Below are 26974 nucleotides of genomic sequence, written 5' to 3' on the forward strand. Positions count from 1 at the left end.
GATTAAATTTAACCGCACTTTAGTTACATCACCACCACATCAAACTGTTCTTGGTTATAAAACTGTTCTGTTTTTACTTTTACTCGTTTTCCAATAAACATTTCCACTTCTGGCAGCAAACCGTGAGATTCTTCATTAATAAGATATTCGGAAACCGCTGGCGAGGCATAAACAACAAATTGTTCGCTACTGAATAAATGATACACCCGAATAATTTCACGCATAATTTCATAGCAAACTGTCTCGACAGTTTTCACTCGCCCGCGCCCGTGACAAGTTGGGCATTCATCGCATAGCACATGCTCAAGGCTTTCTCGAGTTCTCTTACGAGTCATTTCCACAAGACCTAATTGCGTAAAGCCATTCACATTGGTTTTCACACGATCTTTAGAAAGCGCATCACATAAAGATTCCAACACTCGATTGCGGTGTTCATCTGTTTGCATATCAATGAAATCAATAATGATTATGCCACCAAGATTACGTAATTGTAGTTGCTGTGCGATAGCTTTTGTCGCTTCAATATTGGTATTGAAGATGGTTTCTTCTAGATTACGATGCCCCACAAATGCGCCTGTATTAATATCAATGGTGGTCATGGCTTCCGTTTGCTCGATAATCAAATAGCCACCCGATTTGAGATTAACACGTTTATCTAGCGCTGTTTGGATCGCATTTTCAACCCCATACACATCAAAGATAGGTTGATTGCCAGAATAAAGAACAAGTTTATCGCTTAGTTCAGGCATAAATTCATCGGTAAACTCTTTCACTTCGCCAAAGCAAAGTTTAGAGTCAATACGAATTTTTTCTAAGTTCGTGCCGATAAAATCACGTAAAATACGTTGAGGAAGCGCTGGCTCACCGTAGATTTTTGATTTGGTTGGATATTTAGATTTACGTTCTAAGACTTTACGCCATAAGCGTTTTAAAAATTCAGCATCTTGACGTAATTCTTCTTCGCTTGCCCCTTCTGTGGCGGTACGAATAATAAAACCACCGAGTTCATCACAAAAAGGTTCAACCAATGCTTTTAAACGGGCACGTTCTTCTTCGCTTTCAATGCGTTGTGAAACGCCTACGTGGCTATTTTCTGGCATAAAAACAAGATGACGTGATGGCAATGTGATGTCTGTTGTTAAACGTGCACCTTTTGTACCAAGCGGATCTTTCACCACTTGTACAACAATATCCTGCCCTTCGCGTACTAATTCCGAAATACTCTTAACTTTAAATTGCTTTTGTTCATTTTCATCTACACATTCCGTGTGGGATACAATGTCAGCAGCGTGTAAAAAAGCCGCTTTTTCCAAACCAATATCAACAAAAGCAGACTGCATACCAGGCAACACTCGAGTCACACGACCTTTATAGATATTTCCGACAATTCCTCGTTTGCCTTGGCGTTCAATATGCACTTCGCGCAACATTCCTGTTTCTACTAGCGCAATGCGTGTTTCGTTAGGCGTTACGTTCATCAATAACTCGACAGCATCCATTTTATATTCCTAATTTCTTAAATTTCATCAAATATTTAGTCTAAATAGAATAATAGCCCGAAATAAGGTAAAATGCACCCTTTCTGAAATTTTAACCCATTTTGGACTTATATAATGTTTGGATTCGACCCAACTCTTATTACTTTTACTATTTATATTTTCGGGATGTTGCTGATTGGCGTACTCGCCTATTATTACACGAATAATTTATCAGATTACATTCTCGGTGGACGTCGTTTAGGCAGCTTTGTCACTGCAATGTCTGCAGGTGCGTCAGATATGTCTGGTTGGCTTTTAATGGGCTTGCCTGGTGCAGTATATTTATCAGGCTTAGTTGAAGGCTGGATTGCTATTGGTTTAACTATCGGTGCTTATTTTAACTGGCTTTTAGTGGCTGGTCGTTTGCGTGTTTATACAGAATTAAATAATAATGCACTCACTCTCCCAGAATATTTTCACAATCGTTTTGGTTCATCACACAAATTATTAAAACTTGTTTCTGCTACGATTATTTTAGTGTTTTTTACTATTTATTGTGCTTCGGGTGTCGTGGCAGGTGCAAAATTATTCCAAAATATATTTTCTGTGGAATATTCCACCGCACTTTGGTACGGCGCAGCGGCAACCATTGCTTACACGTTCATCGGAGGTTTCCTCGCGGTAAGCTGGACAGATACCATTCAAGCCACATTAATGATTTTTGCATTAATTTTAACCCCTGTTTTTGTGTTATTAAGTTTCACTGATACCGCTCAATTTTCCGCGGTATTAGCGCAAGCTGAAGCGGCTGCCAATAAAGATTTTACTGATTTATTTACTGCCACTACGCCACTTGGTCTATTAAGCCTTGCGGCTTGGGGATTGGGGTATTTTGGGCAGCCACATATTTTAGCGCGCTTTATGGCGGCTTATTCTGTCAAATCACTTATCAAAGCTCGCCGCATTAGTATGACATGGATGGTGCTTTGCTTGGGTGGTGCAATTGGTATTGGTTTCTTCGCAATTCCTTATTTCTTTGCCAATCCAAATATTGCAGGCACAGTCAATAATGAACCAGAGCAAGTGTTTATTGAACTCGCTAAACTTTTGTTTAATCCTTGGATCGCGGGCATATTACTTTCCGCTATTTTAGCTGCAGTAATGAGCACATTAAGTGCGCAATTGTTAATTTCTTCTAGCTCAATTACAGAAGATTTCTACAAAGGTTTTATTCGCCCTAAGGCTTCAGAAAAAGAACTCGTATGGCTTGGAAGAATTATGGTGTTGGTTATTGCCGCACTTGCTATCTGGATTGCACAAGATGAAAACAGCAAAGTATTAAAACTTGTCGAATTCGCTTGGGCGGGGTTTGGTAGTGCATTTGGCCCTGTTGTACTTTTCTCTCTTTTCTGGAAACGAATGACATCATCGGGTGCAATGGCGGGTATGCTTGTAGGTGCAGTGACAGTATTTGCTTGGAAAGAAGTTGTTCCAGCTGATACCGATTGGTTTAAAGTATATGAAATGATCCCAGGCTTTGCTTTCGCCAGCCTTGCAATTATTGTTATTTCATTACTTTCCAATAAACCAGAACAAGATATTCTTAATACCTTTGATAAAGCAGAAAAGGCTTATAAGGAAGCAAAATGATCGACTTTCGCCCTTTTTATCAACAAATTGCTACTACAAATTTATCGGACTGGTTAGAAACCTTACCACTCCAATTGAAAGAATGGGAAACTCAAACTCATGGCGATTATGCGAAATGGAGCAAAATTGTTGATTTTTTGCCTGATTTACATGCTGATGAAATCGATCTAAAAAGTGCAGTGAAATCTGACCGCACTTCTCCCCTTTCAGAAGGTGAAAAACAACGAATTATCCATCATTTAAAACAATTAATGCCGTGGCGAAAAGGGCCTTATCATCTTTTCGGTATTCATATTGATTGTGAATGGCGTTCAGATTTTAAATGGGATCGTGTTCTTCCTCATTTGGCGCCACTGCAAGGCCGCACTATTTTAGATGTGGGCTGTGGCAGCGGTTATCATATGTGGAGAATGGTAGGCGAAGGCGCAAAAATGGTGGTCGGGATTGATCCTACCGAGCTTTTCCTTTGCCAATTTGAAGCCGTACGCAAACTGCTTAATAATGATCGTCGAGCAAATCTTATCCCGCTTGGTATTGAGCAAATGCAACCATTAGCGGCATTTGACACTGTATTTTCAATGGGCGTACTCTATCATCGTAAATCCCCATTAGATCATTTAAGCCAGTTGAAAAATCAATTGGTAAAAGGTGGTGAATTGGTATTAGAAACGTTAGTGGTGGATGGCGATGTAAATACTGTGTTTGTACCAGCAGATCGCTATGCGAAAATGAAAAATGTTTATTTTATCCCCTCTGTCGCCGCACTAATTAACTGGCTAGAAAAAGTTGGCTTTACCAACGTACGTTGTGTGGATGTAGCGACAACCACATTAGAGGAACAGCGTAAAACTGATTGGTTGGAAAATGAAAGTCTAATTGATTTCTTAGATCCAAATGATCAAAGTAAAACCATTGAAGGTTATCAAGCACCGAAAAGAGCGGTAATTTTAGCGAACAAATAAAAAGGGAAATTATTCCCTTTTTTATTTTCCATCAAGAATCTTTCATACTTACAATGAATGATACTCTAATTTCACCGATGTTAATGTAGAGAGTAGCGCTTCTGCCATCGTTTTATGGCTTAGTTTTAATGCTTTTTCAGCCATCACAATTCGCTCAATATCACTCAATTTTTTATCATTTAAATACGCAAAATTAAGTGCAGTTTGTAACGCTGGCAAACTCGGATTAAATGCGGCATTTTCTGCATAACGTCCTATCACCACATCACCATTTTTAAATAAAATCGCAATGCCATGCGGGCTATTTGAATAAGGACAATGAGATTGATTTGCCGCCAAGATAGCTTGGTTAATCAAATCATCTTGGTGATCAGCCACTAAATCATGATTTTCTTCCGCTAAAAGATGCGTCGCAATATCGAGATCTTTCGGTCCAAAAGCATCTGGTAAATAAGAATGTAATGGATTATTTTGGCTATGCGGCAAATGAATTGAAATTTTTTCAGCACCGTGCAATTCATTCATAAATTGACGACAATGTCCGCACGGCGTGTAATTGACCACCATATCTGAAATACGACGTTCATTACGCAACCATGCGTGAGAAATTGCGCTTTGCTCTGCATGAATCGTCTGCTGAATGGCTGAATTAGAAAATTCTTGATTCGCACCAAAATAAAAATCACCTTGTTCACCAATAGCAATGGCCCCCACATTAAAATGAGAAATAGCGGTATGGCTATAACTCGCCGCAATCGGCAACAAATGCATAGCTAATTTTAATGGTGTAAGTTCAAAATCACGACAAAGCTGCTCCACTTGGGAACGATTTAAAAAGCCAGCCCAATTTTGCAAACGAATTTCATCAACAATCGCTTGATTGAGTGCATCATCTTGTGGCAATGCGTGCTTAATAAGTTCTTGCATAAGACATCCTTAAAATATTAAAAATTATAACCGCACTTATTAAAGCAAAATTTACTGTTATCCGCGACCTTTTACTAAAGTATTCCTTATAACTGTGATCTCGATCATTTATTTTGATAGCTTAAATTTATTACAATTTATTAACATATAGTTGCAGACTATCAATTTTATTGAATAGAACAATTTCACAGCAAATTCTAGAAACGTATAATACCCATATCAAAGGCAGGGCATTAGCTCAATTATTCAACTAGAAAAAGGAAATTATTATGTCAAAAACATCTATCGGATTAGACAAAGTTCAATCAGCAGAATTAGCCAATAAACTTAACGAATTACTTGCAACCTACCAAGTATTCTATACTAATGTACGTGGTTACCACTGGAACATTAAAGGTGTGAATTTCTTTGCATTACACGCAAAATTTGAAGAAATCTACACAGATTTAATCACCAAAGTTGATGAAGTGGCTGAACGTATTTTAACTTTAGGTTACACACCAGATAACGCATATAGCCAATACTTAAAAGTATCTCGTATTAAAGAAGATATCGCAGTAAGCGGCGCACAAGAATGTTTATCAGGCACATTACAAGGCTTAAAAACATTACTCGACCAACAACGTGAAATTCTTGCTCTTGCAGGCGATGCTGGTGACGAAGGTACTGCATCACAAATGAGTGACTACATTAAAGAACAAGAAAAATTGGTGTGGATGTTCCAAGCAGCTTGCCAAACTTGCCATGCTTAATGGGTAAATTTCAACTCTAACGAAAACTAACCTGCAATCTATCTAACTCTAAAAAAGTTAGGCTAAATTAATACAAGGGCCAAGTTCTATATCCCAGAATTTGGTCCTTTTAATTAAGTAGACTTAATCCAACTTCCTCTCTATTTTTAACATAAATTAGTTATTTTTCTTAAAACACTTAAAAAAATATTAATTAGGCTTGACTTACCTCTCTTGTACTAGTTTAATAGTGCAAAAGTTTCCAAAAGGATATCAATATGCAAACTCAAGCCTTTATTGCGGTGACAGCTCAGCCCATTCCTTATTATGCTGACACCACCGCTATTTTTAATACACTTTGCCAGCCTAATTCGAATTCTCTTCTACTCGACTCTGCCGAAATCGGGAGTAAAAACAGTTTACAAAGTCTTATCTTAGTCAATGCGGCGGTTAAAATAACCTGCTTAGGTCACAACGTCACATTTAAAGCTTTAAATAAGAATGGAAAACAAGTTTTAAAAGAAATTCATCCAAAATTAACCGCACTTGGAAAAGTAAGTGCGGTCAATTTTGAAGAGGAATTTTCTGTACAATTTTCGCCACTTGATAATCAACTAGATGAAGATAGTAAATTACAGTCTGCCACTATTTTTGATGGACTGCGTATTATTTCTAGTCTTTATCAACATAGCCAAACGCCTATTTTCTTAGGCGGATTGTTTGCTTACGATCTCGTCGCAAATTTCATTCCAATGGATGGCATTACATTACAACATGATGGTATCAACTGCCCTGATTACAGTTTCTATCTTGCCGAACACCTCATTACTATCGACCATCAAAATCAACAAGCGACACTGAAAAGTTTCTGTTTTGCTCAAGAAGAACAAGTCAATATTGCCAAAACCTCACTTTCTATCGCACAAAAACTAAAAAATATTGATCACGTTCTTTCTATCAAAGCGGCAAGTGATGAAGTTAAAACAAACTTTGACGATCCTGAATTTACTGGCATTGTGAAAGCCTTAAAACACCATATTAACATTGGTGATGTATTCCAAATTGTACCCTCTCGTCGTTTCTCCCTGGCTTGCCCGAATACATTAGCCAGTTACGCTCAACTCAAACAAAATAATCCAAGCCCTTATATGTTCTATATGAACGATGAAGACTTTATTTTGTTTGGTGCATCGCCAGAAAGTGCGCTGAAATACGCGCCAGAAAATCGTCAGCTAGAAATTTACCCAATCGCAGGTTCACGCCCTCGTGGTTTTGACGCTCACGGCAGTATCGATCCTGAATTGGATGCTCGTTTAGAACTGGAACTTCGTCTTGATCATAAAGAACAAGCGGAACATTTAATGTTGGTTGATTTAGCGCGTAACGACATTGCTCGAGTTTGCCAAAGCGGTACGCGTAAAGTGGCAGAATTAATGCAAGTGGATCGCTATTCTCACATCATGCATTTGGTATCTCGCGTAGTGGGTAAATTACGCCCTGAGTTAGATGCGCTTCACGCCTATCAAGCCTGTATGAATATGGGTACATTAACTGGCGCGCCTAAAATTAAAGCAATGCAGCTTATTTATCAACTTGAGCGACAAAAACGCCATAGTTACGGTGGTGCGGTGGGTTATCTCACGTCCGATGGACATTTTGATACCTGTATCGTGATCCGTTCTGCTTTTGTACAAAATGGAATGGCCCATGTACAAGCGGGTTGCGGCGAAGTGTTGGATTCTGATCCACAAATGGAAGCCGATGAAACACGCCACAAAGCCGCGGCTGTCTTAAAAGCAATTCGTCAAGTTAATACACAAGCAAAATAAGGAAGAATTTTATGGCTAATATTTTATTTTTAGATAACTTCGATTCCTTTACTTACAATCTTGTGGATCAATTCCGTGTGTTGGGTCACAACGTCACAATTTACCGCAATGACTGTGACTTAGAAAAACTGGTGGAAACCGCACTCAATACACCAGATACCATTCTTGCACTTTCTCCAGGGCCAGGAACACCATCAAAAGCGGGGATTTTGCTGCCATTAATCGAACGCTTAAAAAATCAAGTGCCGATTATTGGAATTTGTTTAGGCCATCAAGCATTGATTCAAGCCTTTGGCGGGAAGATTGTTCACGCTGGCGAAGTATTACATGGTAAAGTATCTCGCATTCAACATGATAACCAAGCCATGTTTAAAGATATTGCTAACCCAATGCCTGTTGCGCGTTATCATTCTTTAATGGGACAAGATTTACCAAAAGAATTTATTGTCAATGCGGAATATAATGGCATTATCATGGCAATTCGTCATCGTGATTTACCCATTTGCGCATTCCAATTTCACCCTGAAAGTATTTTAACTGTGCAAGGTTCGCAATTATTACAACAATCCATTGAATGGTTGTTAAATAGATAAGACATCAAAAAGTGCGGTGATTTTTAACCGCACTTTAAAGGAGAAAAAATGATCACCGTATTCGGACTTAAATCCAAACTCGCACCACGTCGTGAACAACTGGCAGAAGTCATTTATAACAGCCTCTATCTTGGCTTAGATATTCCAAAAGGCAAACACGCGATTCGCTTTTTGTGTTTAGAAAAAGAAGATTTTTACTACCCTTTTGATCGTAGCGATGATTACACGGTCATCGAAATTAACCTGATGGCTGGTCGTATGGAAGGCACAAAAAAACGCTTGATAAAAATGCTGTTTAGCGAATTAGAGTACAAACTTGGCATCCGTGCTCACGATGTGGAAATTACGATTAAAGAACAACCTGCACATTGCTGGGGTTTCCGAGGTATGACAGGCGATGAGGCGCGCGATTTAGATTACGATATTTATGTTTAATAAAATATAGAAAATTAACAAATACATATACAAAGAAAAACAGGAATAGACTATGCAACACACCCCATTATTAGAACAACTTTATAGCGGTCATTCACTTTCAACCTCAGAAAGCACCGCACTTTTTAATGCAGTCATCCAAGGTGAACTTTCCAATGAACAAATTGCTGCAATGCTTATCGCTTTAAAAGTGCGGGGAGCAAATACTGAAGAAATTACTGGCGCGGTTGCCGCCTCATTACAAAATGCCAAAGCATTTCCACGTCCAGATTATCCTTTTGCGGATATTGTGGGAACAGGTGGTGATGGACAAAACACTATTAATATTTCCACTGCTAGTGCGATTGTGGCAGCATCAATGGGAGCAAAAGTGGCAAAACATGGCAATCGTAGCGTGTCGAGTAAATCAGGTGCTAGCGATGTATTAACGGCACTTAGCGTTAATGTGAATGCTACACCAGAGCAAGCTCGACAAGCATTAGATGAAATAGGTGTCTGCTTTTTATTTGCTCAACAATATCATTCTGGTTTCCGTCATGTTGCACCTGTCCGTGCCGCTTTAAAAACGCGCACTATATTTAATATTTTAGGTCCGCTTATCAATCCTGCCCGCCCGACTTATCATTTACTTGGCGTATATGCGCCTGAATTAGTGAAAACCTATGCTGAAACTGCGGTTGCATTAGGGCATCAACATTCCTTTGTTGTACATGGTTCAGGCTTAGATGAAGTCGCATTGCACGGTGAAACGCAAGTGGCAGAAATTAAAAATGGCAAAATTGAATATTTCACTTTAACGCCTGAAGATTTTGGCTTAAAAACGCAATCCCTCGAAAGCCTTCGCGGTGGTGAACCACAAGAAAATGCCCAAATGCTCACCGCACTTTTACAAGGCAAAGGAAAATCTGAACATGCAAATGCTGTGGCGGCAAATACGGCATTATTATTGAAATTATTCGGGCATGATGATTTAAAACAAAATGTGCAAAATGTGTTGGCCCATCTTGCATCAGGTAAAGCCTTTGAAACATTACAGAAATTAACCACATATTAATAAAAAGCTAATTTGATACGCCACAATAAGAAGAAAAATGATGATCACTCAAGATTTTACCAAACCCATTGATTCCGCTACGGTGCTGCAAAAAATTGTGCTTGATAAAGCACAATGGGTTAAAGCAAAGGAAACTGAATTTCCACTTTCTCAGTTTAAAGAAAAGATTCAAAAATCTGACCGCTCTTTTTATGATGCGTTAGCAAAAGGCACGCATCAAAAGCCCGCCTATATTTTAGAATGTAAAAAAGCCTCCCCTTCCAAGGGATTAATTCGTGCTGAATTTAATTTGGAAGACATCGCGAATGTCTATAAACATTATGCCTCTGCTGTATCTGTGCTAACTGACGAAAAATACTTTCAAGGCAATTTTGAATTCTTGCCTTTAGTTCGCGGTATCGTCAGCCAACCCGTGCTTTGCAAAGATTTTATGATTAGCGAATATCAAGTTTACCTTGCTCGCTACTATCAAGCGGATGCGATTTTATTAATGCTTTCTGTGGTAAACGATGAAACTTATCGTGTGCTGGCAGATCTTGCGCATTCTCTTGGCATGGGCGTACTGACAGAAACCAGCAATGAAGAAGAATTTGAACGCGCCCTTGCGCTTGGTGCGAAAATTATCGGTGTTAATAATCGTAACTTGCACGATTTAACTGTAGATTTAAATCGTGTTGTTGAACTCACTAAAAAATACGCCGACCGTATTCCTGCTGATGTACGTATTATTAGCGAATCAGGCATTTACAATCACAAGCAAATTCGTCAATTACAAAAGGTGGCGCATGGTTTCTTAATTGGGAGTAGCTTAATGGGCAACCAAGATTTGAATAATGCGGTTCGCTCGGTGATTTTTGGAGAAAATAAAGTATGCGGTTTAACACGCGCGCAAGATGTCAAAATCGTTTACGAAAACGGCGCACTCTACGGCGGATTAATCTTCGTAGAACATTCAAAACGCTGTGTGAGTTTACGCCAAGCGCAAGAATTGGTAACCGCTGCTCCACTTCGATTTGTTGGTGTTTTTCAGAATCAAGAAATTGACTTTATCGTAAAAATAGCCAACCAGTTACAGCTTTATGCAGTGCAATTACATGGTGTAGAAACTGAAGCATTTATTACCGCACTTCGCCAACAACTACCCAAAAACACGCAAATCTGGAAAGCGATTTCTGTCAATACTGAAACCCAAAGTGCGGTCGATTTTACCGATGATTTGAATGTGGATCGTTATATTTTTGATAGCCAAACAGCAAATCAACAAGGCGGTACGGGGAAGACTTTTGATTGGTCATTAATTCCTGAAAATCTTAAACACAAGATTATTTTAGCCGGAGGCATCTCACCAAATAATGTGGAACAAGCCATTCAACAAAATTGCTTAGGCTTGGATCTTAATTCTGGAGTAGAAAGTGCTGCGGGCGTAAAAGATCAAGAAAAAGTGCGGTTAGTTTTTGAAAAAATTTGTTCTTAATCCAATCTAAGGCTGTGTTCTACAGCCTTTATTTTTGTTCTTTTTCAATCAAATAAGAACTACTCTCAAATACAATAACATTCCTTTCACAATTTGGACATATTTTTGCTATAAATTCTTCATTTCATGATTATGATCAAATTTTTTTTGAAGAAAACATTTATCATTGGCCAATTTCCACAATAAATGTGTGTCTTTTTGGAGTGATACTATGAATAATCCGGATGGCGTTTTTTCTGCATTGATAGATGTTTCTCGCCGAGATTTTATGAAATTATGTACCGCACTTGCGGCTACTATGGGGTTAAATTCTAAAGCGGGCGCAGAAATGACGGAGGCAATGACCAGTCCAGCACGTCCACCAGTGCTTTGGATTGGTGCACAAGAATGTACTGGCTGTACCGAATCTTTACTGCGTGCAACCCACCCTACAATTGAAAATCTCGTACTCGATTTAATTTCCCTTGAATATCACGAAGTACTTTCTGCTGCATTTGGTGAACAAGCGGAAGAAAATAAACATAATGCTATCCATAACTATTACGGCAAATATGTGCTTGTAGTGGATGGTTCCATTCCAATTAAAGACGGCGGTGTGTACTGCATGGTGGCAGGCAAACCAATTGTGGAACATATTCGTGAAGCAGCAAAAGGTGCGGCAGCTATTATTGCTATTGGGTCCTGCTCATCTTGGGGCGGTGTTCCATCTTGCGGTGGCAACCCAACAGGTGCGGTCAGTCTTTCTGAAGTTTTACCAAAAGGCACACCAATTATTAACATTCCTGGTTGCCCTCCTAATCCACATAATTTCTTGGCAACCGTTGCCTATATCATCACTTATAAAAAATTACCAGCAATGGATAAATTAAATCGTCCATTATTTGCTTATGACCGTCTAATCCATGAAAACTGTTATCGCCGACCGCACTTTGATGCAGGCCGTTTCGCAAAAGAATTTGGCGATTATGGTCATCGCCATGGCTGGTGTTTATATCATTTAGGTTGTAAAGGGCCAGAAACTTACGGCAACTGTTCTACACTAGAATTCTGTGATGTTGGTGGCAATAACTGGCCTGTGGGTATCGGACATCCTTGCTATGGCTGTAACGATCAAGGCATCGGCTTTACCAAAGGCATTTTCCAATTAGCGAACGTCGAAAACCCAACGCCACGCGTGGAAAAACCAGACGTGAACAATGTTGAAGGCGAAGGTACCTCAATGACGGCGATTGGTCTATTAGGCGGTGCTGCAGCCATTTTAGCGGGCGTCAGCGTTGTGACATTGAAAGAATTAAGCAAACAACATAAAGCGAACAAAGCCACAGACAAACAAGCCAATCAAGATCAAGGACATTAAAGATGGATAGACGAAATTTCCTTAAAGCAGGTCTGCTGGGAACAGTCACATCAGGTCTGCCCGTTGCAAAAGCCGAAGCGGTGGAAAATCTTCCGCCAATTCCTGGTGCACTTGGAATGCTTTATGACTCCACACTTTGCGTTGGCTGTCAGGCTTGTGTCGCAGAATGTCAGCAAGTGAACAAAACACCTGTCAATCCAAAAGGTGAGCAAACTTGGTCAAACAATGACAAACTCACTCCGTTCACACGCAATGTGATTCAAGTATGGAGCGATGGAGACGGCAAAAATAAAGATAAAACAGAAAACGGTTATGCTTATGTTAAAAAACAATGCATGCACTGTGTTGATCCAAACTGCGTTTCTGTTTGCCCAGTGCAGGCTTTAACCAAAGATCCTAAAACAGGTATTGTTAAATACGATCCTGATATTTGTACTGGTTGCCGTTATTGTATGGTGGGCTGTCCGTTTGACGTGCCAAAATATGATTACGATAATCCATTTGGTCAAATCAGCAAATGTGAACTTTGCAACCAAAAAGGCGTGGAACGCTTAGATAAAGGTGAATTACCGGGTTGTTGTCATGTTTGTCCAACTGGCGCGATTATTTTTGGTACTCGTGAAGAACTTTTAGCGGAAGCAAAACGTCGTTTAAGTTTATTACGTGGCACTGAATATAACTATCCTCGCCAACACGTAAACAGTAAAGACACTTATCGCGCAACTGTGCCAGCCTATCAATATCGTATTTACGGTGAAAAAGAAGGTGGCGGAACACAAGTTTTAGTGTTAAGTGCGGTTCCGCAAGAAAATTTAGGTTTCCCTGAGTTAGATGATATTGCTACAGGTGCACGCGCAGCACATTTACAACACTTCTTGTATCGCGGTTTAGCATTGCCACTGGTGGCATTAGCCGGTTTAACAATGATGACTTATAAGAATATGCACGGCGATAAGATTCGTGAACGAATTGAAGCGCAAAAAGAAGCGATGCGCCAAGCACGTAAAGAAATGGAAGAAGCGGAGGATGAACATCATGAGTAATCCACGTCCGGTGGGCGGCCGATTAGTTTCCGCCAGTATTCTCTTTTTTGCACCTTTGGCTGTAATTTGTATCTTATTAATTATCAAACGTTTGTTCTTAGGTATCGGTTCCGTCACCGCACTTAACGGCGGTTATCCTTGGGGCTTATGGATTTCCTTTGACTTACTTGTAGGTACAGGTTTTGCCTGTGGTGGTTGGGCATTAGCTTGGACAGTATATATTTTCAACAAAGGGAAATATCACCCTCTTGTACGTCCTGCATTGCTTGCCAGCTTATTCGGCTATTCATTAGGTGGTCTTTCCATCACCATTGATATGGGACGTTACTGGCACTTGCCTTACTTCTACATTCCTGGTCAATTCAATACAAACTCAGTGTTATTTGAAACAGCATTTTGTATGACGATTTACATCATTGTCGTCACCCTTGAATTTGCGCCAGTTTGGCTAGGGTTCTTAGGATTGAAAAAATGGTTCAATAAGCTCAACAAAATTATGTTCTTTGTCATTGCACTTGGCGCACTATTGCCGATGATGCACCAATCATCTATGGGATCATTAATGATCGCCGCAGGTCATAAAGTTCATCAAGTGTGGCAAAGCTATGAAGCATTACCAATCTTATCCTTGCTCACAGCATTTATTATGGGCTTTTCTATCGTCATTTTTGAAGGTTCTTTAGTGCGTGCAGGTTTGGCAGGAAAAACACCAGATGAGCGTTCACTCTTTACCCAGCTTGCAAAAGTGACCGCTGGATTAATCGCACTTTTCCTTGCGGTACGCTTTGGCGAATTGATTTACCATGACAAACTCCATTATGTATTCGGATTCGATAAACTTGGTAAATTTGAAGCTTGGATGTTTTGGATGGAAGTATGGTTAATGACATTACCATTACTCACTTTATTCCTTGGTGAGAAAAAATCTGATTCACGTTGGCTATTTATCTCAGCCTTGAGCATGTTACTCGGCGCAGCTCTATGGCGTTTAAATTATTCAATGATTATGTACGATCCAGGTAATGGCTATCGTTACTTCCCATCAGCAGAAGAATTGCTAATTTCCATTGGTTTCGTATCCATCGAAATTTGCGCCTATATTTTAATAATTCGTCTATTCCCTGTCTTACCCGTGTTGAAAGAAAAACATCATGAAGACTCGGAACAAATTATTGCCGAAAAAGCACAATTCAGTAAAAAAATGAGCGGAGCAGAATAATGACTGAAAAAAAACGTATCTCAATCGACCCTATCACACGCATTGAAGGCCATTTGCGCATCGATTGCGAAATTGAAAATGGCGTAGTAACCAACGCTTGGTCATCAGGCACAATGTGGCGTGGTATGGAAAATATCGTGAAAGGTTCAGATCCGCGTGATGCTTGGATGATTATGCAACGTATTTGTGGCGTTTGTACAACCGTTCACGCCATTATAAGTGTGCGTGCAGTGGAAGATGCTCTCGGCGCCAAAGTGCCAGTAAATGCACAATATATCCGCAATATGATTCTTTCTGCTCATAGCATGCACGACCATATCGTTCATTTTTATCAACTTTCTGCGATGGACTGGGTGGATATCACGGCCACACTGAACGCTGATCCCGATAAAGCAGCTGAAATTCTTAAAGGTGTTTCAACATGGGGGTTAAACAGTGCTAATGAATTCCGCAACGTCCAAAATAAAATTAAATCTTTAGTTGAAAGTGGTCAGCTTGGTATTTTTGCCAACGGTTATTTCGGTCACCCAGCCATGAAATTACCGCCAGAAGTAAACCTAATCGCGGTGGCTCACTATCTACAAGCACTTGAATGTCAACGTGATTGTAACCGTATTGTGGCATTACTCGGCGGAAAAACACCGCACATTCAAAACTTAGCAATTGGTGGTGTGGCAAACCCAATCAACTTAGACTCTCAATCAGTATTAAACTTAGAACGTTTAATGTTTGTAAAATCCTGTATTGATCGTTTAAATGACTTCGTGACTCAAGTTTATCGTGTTGATGCGGCTATCATTGCGGCTTATTATCCTGAATGGCTCAATCTTGGTAAGACATCGGGCAACTACCTTTCTGTGCCTGAATATCCAATTGACGGCGACAATTCTAAATTTGCTCTAACGGGTGGCTATATTGAAAACTTCGATATTTCGACCTTCCGTCCTATTACGCAACAAAAAGATGAATTTGTTGTAAAAGGCATTAAAGAAAGTGGTAAACACGCTTGGTATGAAGACGATGAACCGCTTGAACCTTGGGCTGGTTTAACACGCCCGAAATATACAGGCTGGCAAGATGAAGGCAAATATTCATGGGTTAAAGCGCCAAGTTTCTACGGAAAAGTTGTTGAGGTAGGCCCTCTTGCCTATTTAATATGTAACTTAGCAAACGAAAATAAAGATACATTACATCACTTTAACCATATTAAAGGGTTGTATGAAAAACTAAGCGGCAATACCTTATCTGTTGACCATTTACATTCAACATTAGGGCGTATTATTGCTCGTACCGTACATTGTTGCGTGCTAAATAATATTCTTGAACAACAATGGAAACTACTTGTTGATAATATTGGCACTGGTGATACTGTTGCTTATCTCAAGACAGATATTCCACAAACTGGTGAGTTTAAAGGTGTTGGATTTGGTGAAGTACCTCGTGGCATGCTCTCTCATTGGGTTGTCGTTAAAAATGGCAAAATCGAAAATTATCAAGCCGTTGTACCATCAACTTGGAATGCAGGTCCTCGTAACCAAAATGATGAAATGGGGCCTTATGAGCTTTCCATCATCGGTACACCTGTAGCAGATCCAACAAAACCATTAGAAGTTGTGCGCACCATCCACTCTTTCGACCCTTGCATGTCATGCGCAGTACATGTTGTGAACACAGAAAATGGTGAAGTCACACAAGTGAAGGTGCTCTAATGAAGCCATTAATCTTAGGCGTTGGTAATATTCTACTCAGCGATGAAGGCGTGGGCGTACGAATCGCCCAAGCCTTAGAAAATCGCTCTGAAATTTTACCGCACTTTGACGTGGTTGACGGTGGCACTTGCGGTATGGAATTATTGGACGAAATGGCAAATCGTGAGCATATCATCATCATTGATGCTGTACTTGACAATAAACAGCCAGGAGAAATCATTGTGCTTCATGATGAGCAAGTGCCGGTATTTTTCTCGCGTAAAATTTCACCACACCAACTTGGTATTTGTGATGTGCTTTCTGCGTTAAAATTAACGGATGAATTCCCTAAAAACCTATGTTTAATTGGGATTCAACCAGAAACTTTTGAGCCGCAGATTGAATTAAGTGAAACAATTCAAAAACAATTTCCAGTGATTTTTGAGACATTGGAGAATGTTTTAAAAGAATATGGTCTTTCCTCCGTGGGTAAGTATACCCACGGTTAAACATTGTCGCTCCCCTTTGGGGAGCATTACCTTGTCCTAAAAGGACAAAATTATAACTAACCAAAGGTATACTTACTCTAGGTTAGAGTAAATATTATGTATCGACACGAAAAAACACCAGAAAATACAACCGCACTTGAAGGTGTCATTCAAGGCTTCGCCGAAGAGCCATCTTCAATCTTCCAAAACGAAATGCGAAAAGTTGCAGAAGAAATGAAAGATCTTCCTTTCTATCGAAAAGGTATCGACTGCTATTGTCCTAAATTTGTACTTTTTGAAAACCAATGGATAGGTACAGTTGTGACACCTTGGATGTTGAGCATTGTCATTTTGCCAGGCAAAGATCAAGAATGGGAACCGCGCGAAATTGGCAATAAACTTTCAGTACAACTACCCTATAAAACCTTCACTTTCACAGTGAGTAGTTTAGAAAATATTCCACAATATCTTAGTTGCTCCCTTCATTCTCCGATTGATCCTGCCATGACAAATACTCAAGCGGCTCAACTCGCACAAGATTGCCTCAGAATAATTTTATCAATGCCAACAAAAGCAACAACTTTTGATCCAGATCGACGTAACTTATTCCGCGCGATAGTAAAATAAGCACAAATTTCAATAGGAGTGAAAGTATTATGTGTTTAGGTGTTCCAGGCCAAATTGTTAAGATTGGCGAAAGCGCTCTTCAACTTGCCACCGTGGATGTATGTGGCGTACAACGTGATGTGAATATTTCTCTAGTCTGCACTGGAGATCCTGCCGATTTACTTGGCAAATGGGTGCTCGTTCATGTTGGCTTTGCAATGAGTGTTATTGATGAAGATGAAGCCAAGAAAACACAAGAAGCCCTACTCGCTATGAGTCAACTCGAACACGAAGTTGGGGATTTTTTAGGATTAAATCAAAAATAAAAAAGTAGGCATTGCGCCTACTTTTTTATTCCAATTTATACCTATCAATCTCCCCATATTTTCTAATCTAAGACAATATTTCTCTTATTTTTTTGTTTAAGAAATATCTCTATAACAATGTAAAAAGTCTATTAATTGAATCATTTAATTGTAATGTAGAAGATGATAGTGCAGTGGAAATTTTAATCTTTTACAAATTATATCTCATAGGATATAAAGAATAAATTATACTTTACAAGATATAAAATAATATTTATACTTTATGGCGTATAAAACAATTTCTATACGCTATAGCGTATGAGGAGTCACAATGGTTATCACCACCGCAAAAATGCTTTCTCATGTCATTCGTGAATTTCGCTATCAAGGCGATCTGTCACAAACTGATGTTGCTAAACTCGCCGGAACTACCCAAGCCAGAATTTCAGCGTTTGAGAATGAGCCAGAGCGTACTAAATTAGAAACGCTATTTAAAATTCTGGCAGGATTAGAACTAGAGCTTATTGTGCAACCACGCAAAAAGTCATCTGATACTGCTCTCTCAATCAAGGAGCCAACAGCAACATACGATGACGACGAGGCATGGTGATGAGTAACTCGATTCTAAACGTTGCCATGAATGGCTTGTTAGTCGGTGAATGGCGAAAACTCACCAGTGGCGCAACCGAATTTCAGTATGCGGAAAAATGGCTTGAATCTGTTCGCTCACGCCCTATTTCATTGTCACTGCCCTTGTCGCACAGAATTTATCGAGGAGATTCCGTTTACAATTTCTTCGATAATCTCCTCCCGGACAATGAACAGATCCGTTCACGCATTCAACAACGTTTCCAAACATCAACGAAGTCCCCATTTGATTTGCTTTCTGCGATTGGACAGGATTGTATTGGCGCAATTCAGCTTTATCAGGACCAGAGCCGCTCGGTACGTCAAATTTATGCAGAACCACTAAATGACAAAGAGGTGGAAAACGTGCTGAAAAACTACCGCACTTTTCCTCTCGGTATGGAAGAACGTGAGGATTTCCGAATTTCTTTAGCCGGCGCTCAGGAAAAAACAGCGCTGCTTTATTATCAGAATCAATGGCAGCGCCCTTTGCATTCCACCGCGACCAGCCATATTTTTAAACTTCCTATTGGTATGGTGGCACAAGGGCAACTTGATCTTTCCGGTAGCTGTGAAAATGAATGGCTTTGCTTAAATATTATGAAAGCCTTCGGTTTGCCGGTTCCTCGAAGTCAAATTCAGTATTTTGGTGAAATGAAAGTGCTGATTGTGGAGCGCTTTGATCGCCGTTGGTCTGAAAATAGGAGTTGGCTGATTCGTTTACCACAGGAAGATATGTGCCAAGCACTCAACATTGCGCCTGCACGAAAATATGAAAATGATGGAGGGCCGAGTATTCTGCAAATTATGTCGCTCCTCAACGGTTCATCCAACGCCCAAGCAGATCGCAAGCAGTTTTTTAAAGCGCAAATTGTTTTTTGGCTGCTTTGTGCCATTGACGGTCATGGCAAAAATTTCAGTTTATTTTTGGAACAAGAGAATCGCTATCGTCTAACGCCTTTTTATGACGTGATGTCTGCCTATCCGCTCATCAAACACAACGGACTACAAAAGCAAAAAGTCAAAATCGCAATGGCGTGGCACGGAGAAAATAAACATTATTTATGGGATAAAATACAGTTCCGGCACATTTTCAACACCGCTAAACTCGCAGGCTTGGCAAAGGAAACGGTAGAAGATATTTTGCATGAGATCTGTGCACTATATCCAAGAGTAAGTGAAATAAATACCCATGGATTACCTGATGAAATTGTTGAGCCTATTTTAATGGGATTAGAAATGCAGATGAAAAAGATAAGTTAACAAGTGCGGTGGAAATTCACCGCACTTTTTAGTTTCTGAAAACAAAAAACGTCGGAGAAATCGACGTTTTTTATAGCTAGCGTTAAAGCGCCTCAATCGCTTTATACTGCTCTTGGATTTTTTCTAATCCAGATTGGTATTCCGCTTGTTTTTCGCGTTCTTTAGCGATAACCGCTTCTGGTGCTTTGGCTACGAAAGCTTCGTTGCTGAGTTTGTTCTCGATACGTTTAACTTCGTTTTGATATTTTTCAATCTCTTTAGTTAAACGGGCAAGTTCCGCTTCTTTATTGATAAAGCCAGCCATTGGCACAAGCAATTCCGCATTGCCAACGAGTTTCGCTACCGCAAGTGGTGCAGCTTCATTTGTCGCTAGCACTTGAACGTTGTCTAATTTCGCCATTGCTTTTAAAAGAGCGGTCTGTTTTTCGAGAATTTTTGCATTTTCTGCGCTTAAATTACGGAATAACAGATCTAAGCCTTTACTTGGTGCGATGTTGCTTTCTGCACGAATATTACGCACCGCAACGATCACTTCTTTTAACCACTCAATTTCAGCTTCCGCTTCAGGATCAAAGCCGTTTTCTTCCACTTGTGGGAAAGGTTGTAACATAATGCTGTCTGCAGTGATGTCCACGAATCCTTTCACTTTTTGCCAAATTTCTTCGGTAATAAATGGAATGAGCGGATGGGCTAAACGTAATAATTTCTCTAACACGTGAACCAAGGTTTGGCTTGCTGCACGGATTTGTGCTGCGTTGCCGTTGGCAAATACTGGTTTAGTCAATTCTAAATACCAGTCGCAGAATTGGTTCCAGGTAAATTCATAAATCGCATTGGCACAAAGGTCGAAACGGTATTGGCTTAATGAATTACGGAAAGTTTCCACGGTACGATTGAATTCCGATTGAATCCAACGATCCGCTACGGAGAATTCAATTTCGCCTTCGCTTAAATCTAATTTTTCATTTGTTAAGACGAAACGGCTTGCATTCCACAATTTATTACAGAAGTTACGATAGCCTTCTAGGCGTTTCATATCCCAGTTAATATCGCGACCGTTTGAAGCCAATGCGGCTAATGTGAAACGCAATGCATCCGTACCGTGAGCAGCAATACCTTCAGCAAATTCTTTGCGCGTTGCTTTAGCAATTTTCTCTGCTAATTGCGGCTGCATCATGTTGCCAGTGCGTTTTTCAAGTAAATCTTCAAGTCTGATACCGTCAATCATATCGATTGGGTCAAGCACGTTACCTTTTGATTTAGACATTTTTTGACCTTGCTCATCACGGATCAAGCCTGTTACGTACACCGTTTTGAATGGCACTTGCGGTTTGCCATTTTCATCTTTCACGAAGTGCATCGTAAACATAATCATACGCGCAACCCAGAAGAAGATGATATCGAAGCCCGTGATTAACACATCCGTTGGGTGGAACATTTTGAGCTCTTTAGTTTGCTCTGGCCAACCTAAAGTTGAGAATGTCCATAAGCCTGATGAGAACCAGGTGTCTAACACGTCTTCATCTTGCTTGAGCTCAACCGCAGAATCTAAGTTGTATTTTGACCGCACTTCTTCTTCGTTGCGCGCGACATACACATTGCCTTCAGCGTCATACCACGCAGGAATACGGTGTCCCCACCAAAGTTGGCGAGAAATACACCAATCTTGAATATCACGCATCCAAGAAAAGTAAAGGTTTTCATATTGTTTCGGCACGAATTGGATTTCGCCGTCTTCCACCGCTTTAATCGCTACATCGGCAAGTGGTTTTACGCTCACATACCATTGGTCGGTTAGCATCGGCTCAATCGGCACGCCGCCACGGTCGCCATAAGGCACTTTCAAATCATGAGGTTTAATTTCGTCTAATAAACCAAGCGCTTCAAAATCTGCCACGATTTTTTTACGTGCAGCGAAACGCTCTAAGCCACGGTAATCCGCAGGAATAGTTGCTTCATAGCCGGCAAGCGGTTTGCCATCAGTACCAATAATTTCCGCTTCATCACGAATATCTGCATTTAAGGTTAATACGTTAACCATTGGCAAGCTGTGACGTTTACCCACTTCGTAGTCGTTGAAGTCGTGTGCAGGGGTGATTTTCACCACACCAGTACCGAATTCACGATCCACATATTCATCGGCAATAATCGGAATTTCACGGTTTGCCAATGGCAGAACCACTGTTTTACCGATTAAAGATTGGTAACGCTCATCTTCTGGATGCACCGCCACCGCCGTATCGCCTAACATGGTTTCTGGACGCGTGGTTGCGACGACTAAATAATCTTTACCATCTGCCGTTTTTGCACCATTTGCTAACGGATAACGGAAATGCCAAAGGGAACCTTTGCTCTCTTTGTTTTCCACTTCTAAATCAGAAATCGCGGTGTGAAGTTTTGGATCCCAGTTTACTAAGCGTTTGCCTCGGTAAATCAGACCTTCTTCATGCAAGCGAACAAATACTTCTTTTACCGCGTTAGATAAACCCTCATCCATCGTGAAACGCTCACGTTCCCAGTCGATAGAGTTACCTAAACGACGCATTTGTTGGCTGATTGTGCCGCCTGAATAGGCTTTCCAATCCCAAATTTTGTTGATGAACGCTTCACGACCATAATCGTGGCGGGTTTTGCCTTCTTCTGCCGCAATTTTTCTCTCCACCACCATTTGGGTTGCGATACCGGCATGGTCTGTCCCCGCTTGCCATAAGGTATTATGTCCTTCCATGCGGTTAAAACGGATTAAGGTATCCATTAAGGTTTGTTGGAAAGCGTGCCCCATGTGTAGGGAACCTGTTACGTTCGGTGGCGGAATCGCAATGCAATAGCTCGGCGCATTTTCATTTTCAGACGGTTTAAAATAACCGCTCTCTTCCCAATGTTGATAAAGGGCTTGTTCTACCGCAGACGGATTAAAACGGTCTGCCATTTCAAATTTTTGTGTCATATTTTTCTCTTGCTTAGTAGGGTGCGTGTAAATGCACCGTTTTATAAAATAACTGGTGCATTTACACACCCCCTAGAAATATCTCTTTTTATAAAATCTTCATAAATTCATTCCAATCTGAAATGAATTGTTTATCTTGAATAGTAAAAAATAAATAGATAATTAGAATAATAAAAAAATATACTGAATATGCCATTCCTTTTGAAGTATTTATTTTATTTTTCAAAAAAAATAAAGCCCCCCCTAAAACAACCAGAGGAATACCTAATAGCATTATCTCATCCTGAGCCTTAATTTTCGCAACAATCAAAACATCTTGATTCTGTATATACTTATCAAGCACATACCATATTTGGGCCACCCCTCCTAAAATATACATAACCCCATATAGCACAAATGCAACATTCAAAAACTGAATAAAATATATTGTAAATTTTCTTAAATACAATTCAATCTTTGGGTAATCTTTTTCTAGATTATTAAAAATAAGACCAATCAATGACATAATAACAATTATACTATCCAATGATGATTTACTTATCACTGACAAAAAAACAATAAAAACAAGAGAAATAGAAAAAACCAAAACACACTTAATTAAATCCATATCATTATGCCTCTAAACTAAACCTTATTAAATAAAATATACTTTCACTCGGATAAATATCCCGAATTACCCCTTTCAATTCTTCCAATCCCATATTCTCTTGCATCGCATGTTGTTCCGTCAGCTCATCAAGGGTAATCGGCGACACACTTAACACTTCAATGGTGCAGAAATATTGATTATCTTCAAATCGACCAACACGTAAAATATCACCTGCTTTAAAATAGCTTTCGGATTTATCCCGAATGGTAATCGTTTTACGCCCTGCGAGAATATCGGCTTCGAAGCGTTGGTAAAAAGTGATGTCATTTGGTTGCATTTTGATCCTTAAAGTGCGGTTGAGTTTTAGAAAGTTTTTACAAAAACTATCTCAATTCTTTCTTTAAACGATCAATTTCATTTAATAAGCGATATTCTTCTTGATGGCAAAAACTCTCAGAACCGAGTTTCTCGCCCTCGCTAGTACAACGAACTTGCTGATATTGTTGTTCTAGTATTTGTAATATTTTTCGTTTTTCTGTATTTAGATCATTCTTCTGTTTTATTTTAGCTGGAGCTGGCGATACTTTAGATGAAACTTGAGCCTCTTGCGTTTTTTGTTGAGTAGTCATCTCTACTGTTTTTTCAGCTTCAACAATTTTATCTTGTTCAACAGCTTCAGATTTCTGCTCTACAACAGAAGTTTTTTCTTTATTTTCCTCTAAAAGAACTGCTTCCTTTTTAACATCCTGTTCTGCTACTTGTTGAGTTTCTTCAACTTTAGGTGTTGCTTCAACTTTATTTTCTTGTTTCTCACAAGCTGAAATCATCAATACTGCTATTCCTAATAATCCTAAGTAAAATTTGGTTTTCTTCATAATTACTCCATTCTGTTATGCTATATTTTCTGTAGAAAGTGCCCATCCCAATGCTCTTAACTGTTTGTAACGTTCTCGAGCTTGTGTTTTTAAGGCATCATCTTTCGGTACAAAATCAATAATTTGGGTAAAACTATGGCTAAAATCTGGGATTTCTTGTTGCAAATTAATTAACACATCACGGCGTTGTAAATTTCGTTTCCCAAGCCATGAAATCTCAATCGGTGTGGGATATTGCGTTGCCTCACCCGATAGATTATGTGGAACAAATTCATTGGGATCTCGTTGCCACAAACGCTCATCAATCTCTAGCGCTTGAGTCTCACTTTCACAGCTAATTAATACTTTTTTCCCTGAGCGCCATATTGAGGCGGCAAGATTACAGACTATTTCTTCGACACTTAACGTACAATCTTCCGTAAGAATGTAAAATTGCGCAGTTTTTGCCATTTTAGCCCCGTTATTTTCTCAATCTTGCCCTATAAAAAGGGTGAAATTTTAACGAAAAAACCCTAAAAAATAAATAATTAAATATACATTATTAAAAATGCGTGGAAATCCACCGCACTTTTATGATCTATGTCACAAAACTGATTTTTAACGTTTTTGTTACGTTCCACTCATAACTCTGAAGTGTTAAAATCAATCCAGTTTTCATTTTCATTCAATTCATAGGAGTACAGAATGGCATTTCGTATTGAAAAAGACACAATGGGTGAAGTTCAAGTTCCAGCAGATAAATACTGGGCTGCACAAACTGAACGTTCACGCAATAACTTTAAAATTGGTCCTGCCGCATCAATGCCACATGAAATTATCGAAGCTTTTGGCTATTTGAAAAAAGCAGCCGCATTTGCTAATCATGATTTAGGTGTATTACCTCTTGAAAAACGTGATTTAATTGCACAGGCTTGTGATGAAATTTTAGCAAATAAATTAGATGATCAATTCCCACTTGTTATTTGGCAAACCGGTTCTGGTACACAATCTAATATGAATGTGAACGAAGTGGTTGCCAATCGTGCGCATGTGCTAAACGGTGGAAAATTAGGCGAAAAATCTATTATTCACCCAAATGATGATGTGAATAAATCACAATCCTCAAACGATACTTTCCCAACGGCAATGCACATTGCGGCATATAAAAAAGTAGTTAAACACACTATTCCTTGTGTTGAACGTTTACAAAAAACCTTTGCGGCAAAATCTGAAGCCTTCAAAAACGTGGTAAAAATTGGCCGCACTCACTTAATGGATGCAACACCACTCACATTAGGCCAAGAATTTTCGGCTTATGCTGCTCAATTAGACTTCGGCTTAAAAGCATTAAAAAATACTCTTCCGCATTTAAGTCAATTAGCATTGGGTGGTACTGCGGTTGGTACAGGTTTGAACACGCCGAAAGGCTATGATGTGAAAGTGGCAGATTACATTGCAAAATTCACCGCACTTCCGTTTGTCACCGCAGATAATAAATTTGAAGCATTAGCGGCTCATGATGCGATTGTTGAAACTCACGGTGCATTACGTCAATTAGCAATGAGTTTATTTAAAATTGCGAACGATATTCGTCTATTAGCATCAGGCCCTCGTTCGGGAATTGGCGAAATTTTAATTCCTGAAAATGAACCGGGTTCTTCAATTATGCCAGGTAAAGTAAACCCAACTCAATGCGAAGCGATGACAATGGTCTGCGCACAAGTATTTGGTAATGACACTACAATCGCATTTGTGGGTTCACAAGGTCACTTCCAATTAAATGTGTTCAACCCTGTGATGATTGCAAACTTCTTACAATCTGCTCAATTATTGGGTGATGCTTGTGTATCTTTCGATGAACACTGTGCAGTAGGTATTGAACCAAACTATCCTCGAATTAAACAACAACTTGAAAATTCATTGATGTTGGTGACCGCACTTAATACGCATATTGGCTATGAAAACGCAGCTAAAATTGCAAAAACTGCACACAAAAATGGTACAACATTGCGTGAAGAAGCGATTAATTTAGGCTTAGTTTCTGCTGAAGATTTTGATAAATGGGTTCGCCCTGAAGATATGGTGGGTAGCCTAAAATAATTCACCGCACAAATTAACATCATTGATATTAAAGGCGAGTAAAATTACTCGCCTTTTTACTCGTTTCTCATTTGTTTTTTGATGCGGTTTGTTATAATCAACACAATTTTATTCACGGCAATTTATTATGAAAATGAAATCCCTTTTTGTGGCAATGATAACGTTTTTTTCTGCCGCACCTTTTGCTCATTGGCAACCCATCGGAAATGCCGAATACACTTGGGGGCCGTTCCATGTTTATACCATTGGCTTATTTTCCGAAACGGGCACTTATCAAGAAAATGAACGTCCATTAATGCTCTCTTTCAAATATGAAAAACCCATTGAAGGAAAAAATTTTGCGATTACCCTTATTAAAGAAATTGAAACCTTAAAACTTAATGATGGCGATACTCAAAGCTGGCTAAAAGAAATGCAAGCGACCTTTCCTGATTTTTCCCCAAACGATATTTTGAACTATATTGCCTTACCAGATAGAGGCTACTTCGTCTTAAATGACACTGTTTTGGAACACGATTTTGATGCTAAATTTAATCAGGCATTTATCGGCATCTGGCTTGCACCGAATAGCACTTTTGTAAAACTTCAGCCACAATTATTAGGCAAAAAGAAAAGCAATCATGAAGCGGCTGAATTTTATCTCAAACCTGAAATTGAATCCTTTGATGAACAAGATTCAATGCCTGAATTGCCGCCACATTATTTATTAGATAACCAGAAAAAATCCGAAGGATAAATTCAGTTTTTTGCACCAT

26 protein-coding genes are annotated in these 26974 nt (G+C 39.5%); 19 read left to right on the forward strand and 7 right to left on the reverse strand.

Annotation, left to right across the window (positions count from 1 at the left end):
• Positions 1 to 23 precede the first annotated feature (23 nt).
• A complete protein-coding gene (rng, locus tag DV415_RS05615; RefSeq protein ID WP_118790481.1) occupies positions 24 to 1499 on the reverse strand; it encodes a ribonuclease G in 1476 nt (491 codons plus the stop codon).
• Between the two features lie 114 nt (positions 1500 to 1613).
• On the opposite strand from rng, the gene putP reads away from it, so the two are divergent.
• The gene (gene putP, locus DV415_RS05620) at positions 1614 to 3128 is read left to right on the forward strand and encodes a sodium/proline symporter PutP (protein ID WP_118791543.1); all 1515 of its coding nucleotides are present in this window, start codon (positions 1614 to 1616) and stop codon (positions 3126 to 3128) included.
• The gene (gene cmoB, locus DV415_RS05625; RefSeq protein WP_118791542.1) at positions 3125 to 4090 is read left to right on the forward strand and encodes a tRNA 5-methoxyuridine(34)/uridine 5-oxyacetic acid(34) synthase CmoB; all 966 of its coding nucleotides are present in this window, start codon (positions 3125 to 3127) and stop codon (positions 4088 to 4090) included. Before putP ends, cmoB begins: the two co-directional genes overlap by 4 nt.
• Positions 4091 to 4138: 48 nt before the next feature.
• Here the strand turns inward: cmoB and cdd are convergent, their stop codons facing one another.
• Positions 4139 to 5017 carry a cytidine deaminase gene (cdd, locus tag DV415_RS05630; RefSeq protein WP_118791541.1) on the reverse strand — a complete coding sequence of 293 codons (879 nt, stop codon included), beginning with the start codon at positions 5015 to 5017 and terminating at the stop codon, positions 4139 to 4141.
• A gap of 269 nt (positions 5018 to 5286) precedes the next feature.
• Here cdd and DV415_RS05635 point away from each other — a divergent pair, with 269 nt between their 5' ends.
• The 15 genes from DV415_RS05635 to DV415_RS05705 all read left to right on the forward strand — a co-directional run bounded on the left by DV415_RS05635 (position 5287) and on the right by DV415_RS05705 (position 19729).
• Positions 5287 to 5769: a Dps family protein gene (locus tag DV415_RS05635; RefSeq protein ID WP_005631842.1), complete on the forward strand. Its 483-nt coding sequence runs from the start codon at positions 5287 to 5289 to the stop codon at positions 5767 to 5769.
• 257 nt (positions 5770 to 6026) lie between these two features.
• A complete protein-coding gene (gene trpE, locus DV415_RS05640) occupies positions 6027 to 7577 on the forward strand; it encodes an anthranilate synthase component I (RefSeq protein ID WP_192879097.1) in 1551 nt (516 codons plus the stop codon).
• Between the two features lie 11 nt (positions 7578 to 7588).
• Positions 7589 to 8170 (forward strand): aminodeoxychorismate/anthranilate synthase component II, encoded by a 582-nt coding sequence (locus tag DV415_RS05645; protein ID WP_118790476.1) that lies wholly within the window; start codon positions 7589 to 7591, stop codon positions 8168 to 8170.
• Between the two features lie 48 nt (positions 8171 to 8218).
• Positions 8219 to 8605, forward strand: coding sequence for a tautomerase family protein (locus DV415_RS05650; protein ID WP_005636019.1), 387 nt, complete (start codon positions 8219 to 8221; stop codon positions 8603 to 8605).
• Positions 8606 to 8657: 52 nt separating this feature from the next.
• Positions 8658 to 9659, forward strand: coding sequence for an anthranilate phosphoribosyltransferase (gene trpD, locus DV415_RS05655; RefSeq protein WP_118776002.1), 1002 nt, complete (start codon positions 8658 to 8660; stop codon positions 9657 to 9659).
• 40 nt (positions 9660 to 9699) lie between these two features.
• On the forward strand, positions 9700 to 11133 hold the full coding sequence (gene trpCF / locus DV415_RS05660) for a bifunctional indole-3-glycerol-phosphate synthase TrpC/phosphoribosylanthranilate isomerase TrpF (protein WP_192877168.1): 1434 nt from the start codon (positions 9700 to 9702) through the stop codon (positions 11131 to 11133).
• A gap of 211 nt (positions 11134 to 11344) precedes the next feature.
• A complete protein-coding gene (gene hybO / locus DV415_RS05665) occupies positions 11345 to 12490 on the forward strand; it encodes a hydrogenase 2 small subunit (RefSeq protein WP_118790474.1) in 1146 nt (381 codons plus the stop codon).
• A gap of 2 nt (positions 12491 to 12492) precedes the next feature.
• Positions 12493 to 13533 carry a hydrogenase 2 operon protein HybA gene (gene hybA / locus DV415_RS05670; protein WP_118790473.1) on the forward strand — a complete coding sequence of 347 codons (1041 nt, stop codon included), beginning with the start codon at positions 12493 to 12495 and terminating at the stop codon, positions 13531 to 13533.
• Positions 13526 to 14752 carry a Ni/Fe-hydrogenase cytochrome b subunit gene (hybB, locus tag DV415_RS05675; protein WP_118776006.1) on the forward strand — a complete coding sequence of 409 codons (1227 nt, stop codon included), beginning with the start codon at positions 13526 to 13528 and terminating at the stop codon, positions 14750 to 14752. Before hybA ends, hybB begins: the two co-directional genes overlap by 8 nt.
• Positions 14752 to 16461 (forward strand): hydrogenase 2 large subunit, encoded by a 1710-nt coding sequence (gene hybC, locus DV415_RS05680; protein WP_118790472.1) that lies wholly within the window; start codon positions 14752 to 14754, stop codon positions 16459 to 16461. Before hybB ends, hybC begins: the two co-directional genes overlap by 1 nt.
• The gene (locus DV415_RS05685; RefSeq protein WP_118790471.1) at positions 16461 to 16949 is read left to right on the forward strand and encodes a HyaD/HybD family hydrogenase maturation endopeptidase; all 489 of its coding nucleotides are present in this window, start codon (positions 16461 to 16463) and stop codon (positions 16947 to 16949) included. The genes hybC and DV415_RS05685 overlap by 1 nt, the downstream gene beginning before the upstream one ends.
• Positions 16950 to 17045: 96 nt before the next feature.
• Entirely contained in the window at positions 17046 to 17555 is a 510-nt protein-coding gene (hybE, locus tag DV415_RS05690; protein WP_118790470.1) for a hydrogenase-2 assembly chaperone, read from the forward strand.
• 29 nt (positions 17556 to 17584) lie between these two features.
• Positions 17585 to 17860, forward strand: a complete 276-nt coding sequence (hybG, locus tag DV415_RS05695; RefSeq protein ID WP_005626486.1) for a hydrogenase maturation factor HybG — start codon at positions 17585 to 17587, stop codon at positions 17858 to 17860.
• Between the two features lie 310 nt (positions 17861 to 18170).
• Positions 18171 to 18449, forward strand: a complete 279-nt coding sequence (locus DV415_RS05700; protein ID WP_005631862.1) for a helix-turn-helix domain-containing protein — start codon at positions 18171 to 18173, stop codon at positions 18447 to 18449.
• A complete protein-coding gene (locus DV415_RS05705; protein ID WP_118790510.1) occupies positions 18449 to 19729 on the forward strand; it encodes a type II toxin-antitoxin system HipA family toxin in 1281 nt (426 codons plus the stop codon). Before DV415_RS05700 ends, DV415_RS05705 begins: the two co-directional genes overlap by 1 nt.
• Before the next feature lie 82 nt (positions 19730 to 19811).
• Here the strand turns inward: DV415_RS05705 and valS are convergent, their stop codons facing one another.
• From valS to DV415_RS05730, 5 genes are all read right to left on the reverse strand, one after another.
• Positions 19812 to 22676: a valine--tRNA ligase gene (gene valS / locus DV415_RS05710; protein ID WP_118790469.1), complete on the reverse strand. Its 2865-nt coding sequence runs from the start codon at positions 22674 to 22676 to the stop codon at positions 19812 to 19814.
• Positions 22677 to 22764: 88 nt separating this feature from the next.
• Entirely contained in the window at positions 22765 to 23283 is a 519-nt protein-coding gene (locus DV415_RS05715) for a hypothetical protein (protein ID WP_118790468.1), read from the reverse strand.
• A 4-nt stretch (positions 23284 to 23287) separates the two neighbouring features.
• Entirely contained in the window at positions 23288 to 23602 is a 315-nt protein-coding gene (gene yqfB, locus DV415_RS05720; RefSeq protein WP_118790467.1) for a N(4)-acetylcytidine aminohydrolase, read from the reverse strand.
• Positions 23603 to 23648: 46 nt separating this feature from the next.
• Positions 23649 to 24140 carry a hypothetical protein gene (locus DV415_RS05725; protein ID WP_118790466.1) on the reverse strand — a complete coding sequence of 164 codons (492 nt, stop codon included), beginning with the start codon at positions 24138 to 24140 and terminating at the stop codon, positions 23649 to 23651.
• Positions 24141 to 24155: 15 nt separating this feature from the next.
• Positions 24156 to 24590, reverse strand: a complete 435-nt coding sequence (locus DV415_RS05730; protein WP_118790465.1) for a DNA polymerase III subunit chi — start codon at positions 24588 to 24590, stop codon at positions 24156 to 24158.
• Between the two features lie 234 nt (positions 24591 to 24824).
• Between DV415_RS05730 and fumC the strand changes: the two genes are divergently transcribed.
• Both fumC and DV415_RS05740 read left to right on the forward strand, forming a co-directional pair.
• On the forward strand, positions 24825 to 26219 hold the full coding sequence (gene fumC / locus DV415_RS05735; RefSeq protein ID WP_118790464.1) for a class II fumarate hydratase: 1395 nt from the start codon (positions 24825 to 24827) through the stop codon (positions 26217 to 26219).
• Between the two features lie 127 nt (positions 26220 to 26346).
• Complete coding sequence (locus DV415_RS05740) at positions 26347 to 26955, forward strand: chalcone isomerase family protein (RefSeq protein WP_118790463.1); 609 nt, start codon at positions 26347 to 26349, stop codon at positions 26953 to 26955.
• Positions 26956 to 26974: the final 19 nt, after the last annotated feature.

The sequence above is a fragment of the Haemophilus haemolyticus genome, from assembly GCF_003490595.1.
Lineage (GTDB): Bacteria > Pseudomonadota > Gammaproteobacteria > Enterobacterales > Pasteurellaceae > Haemophilus > Haemophilus haemolyticus_L.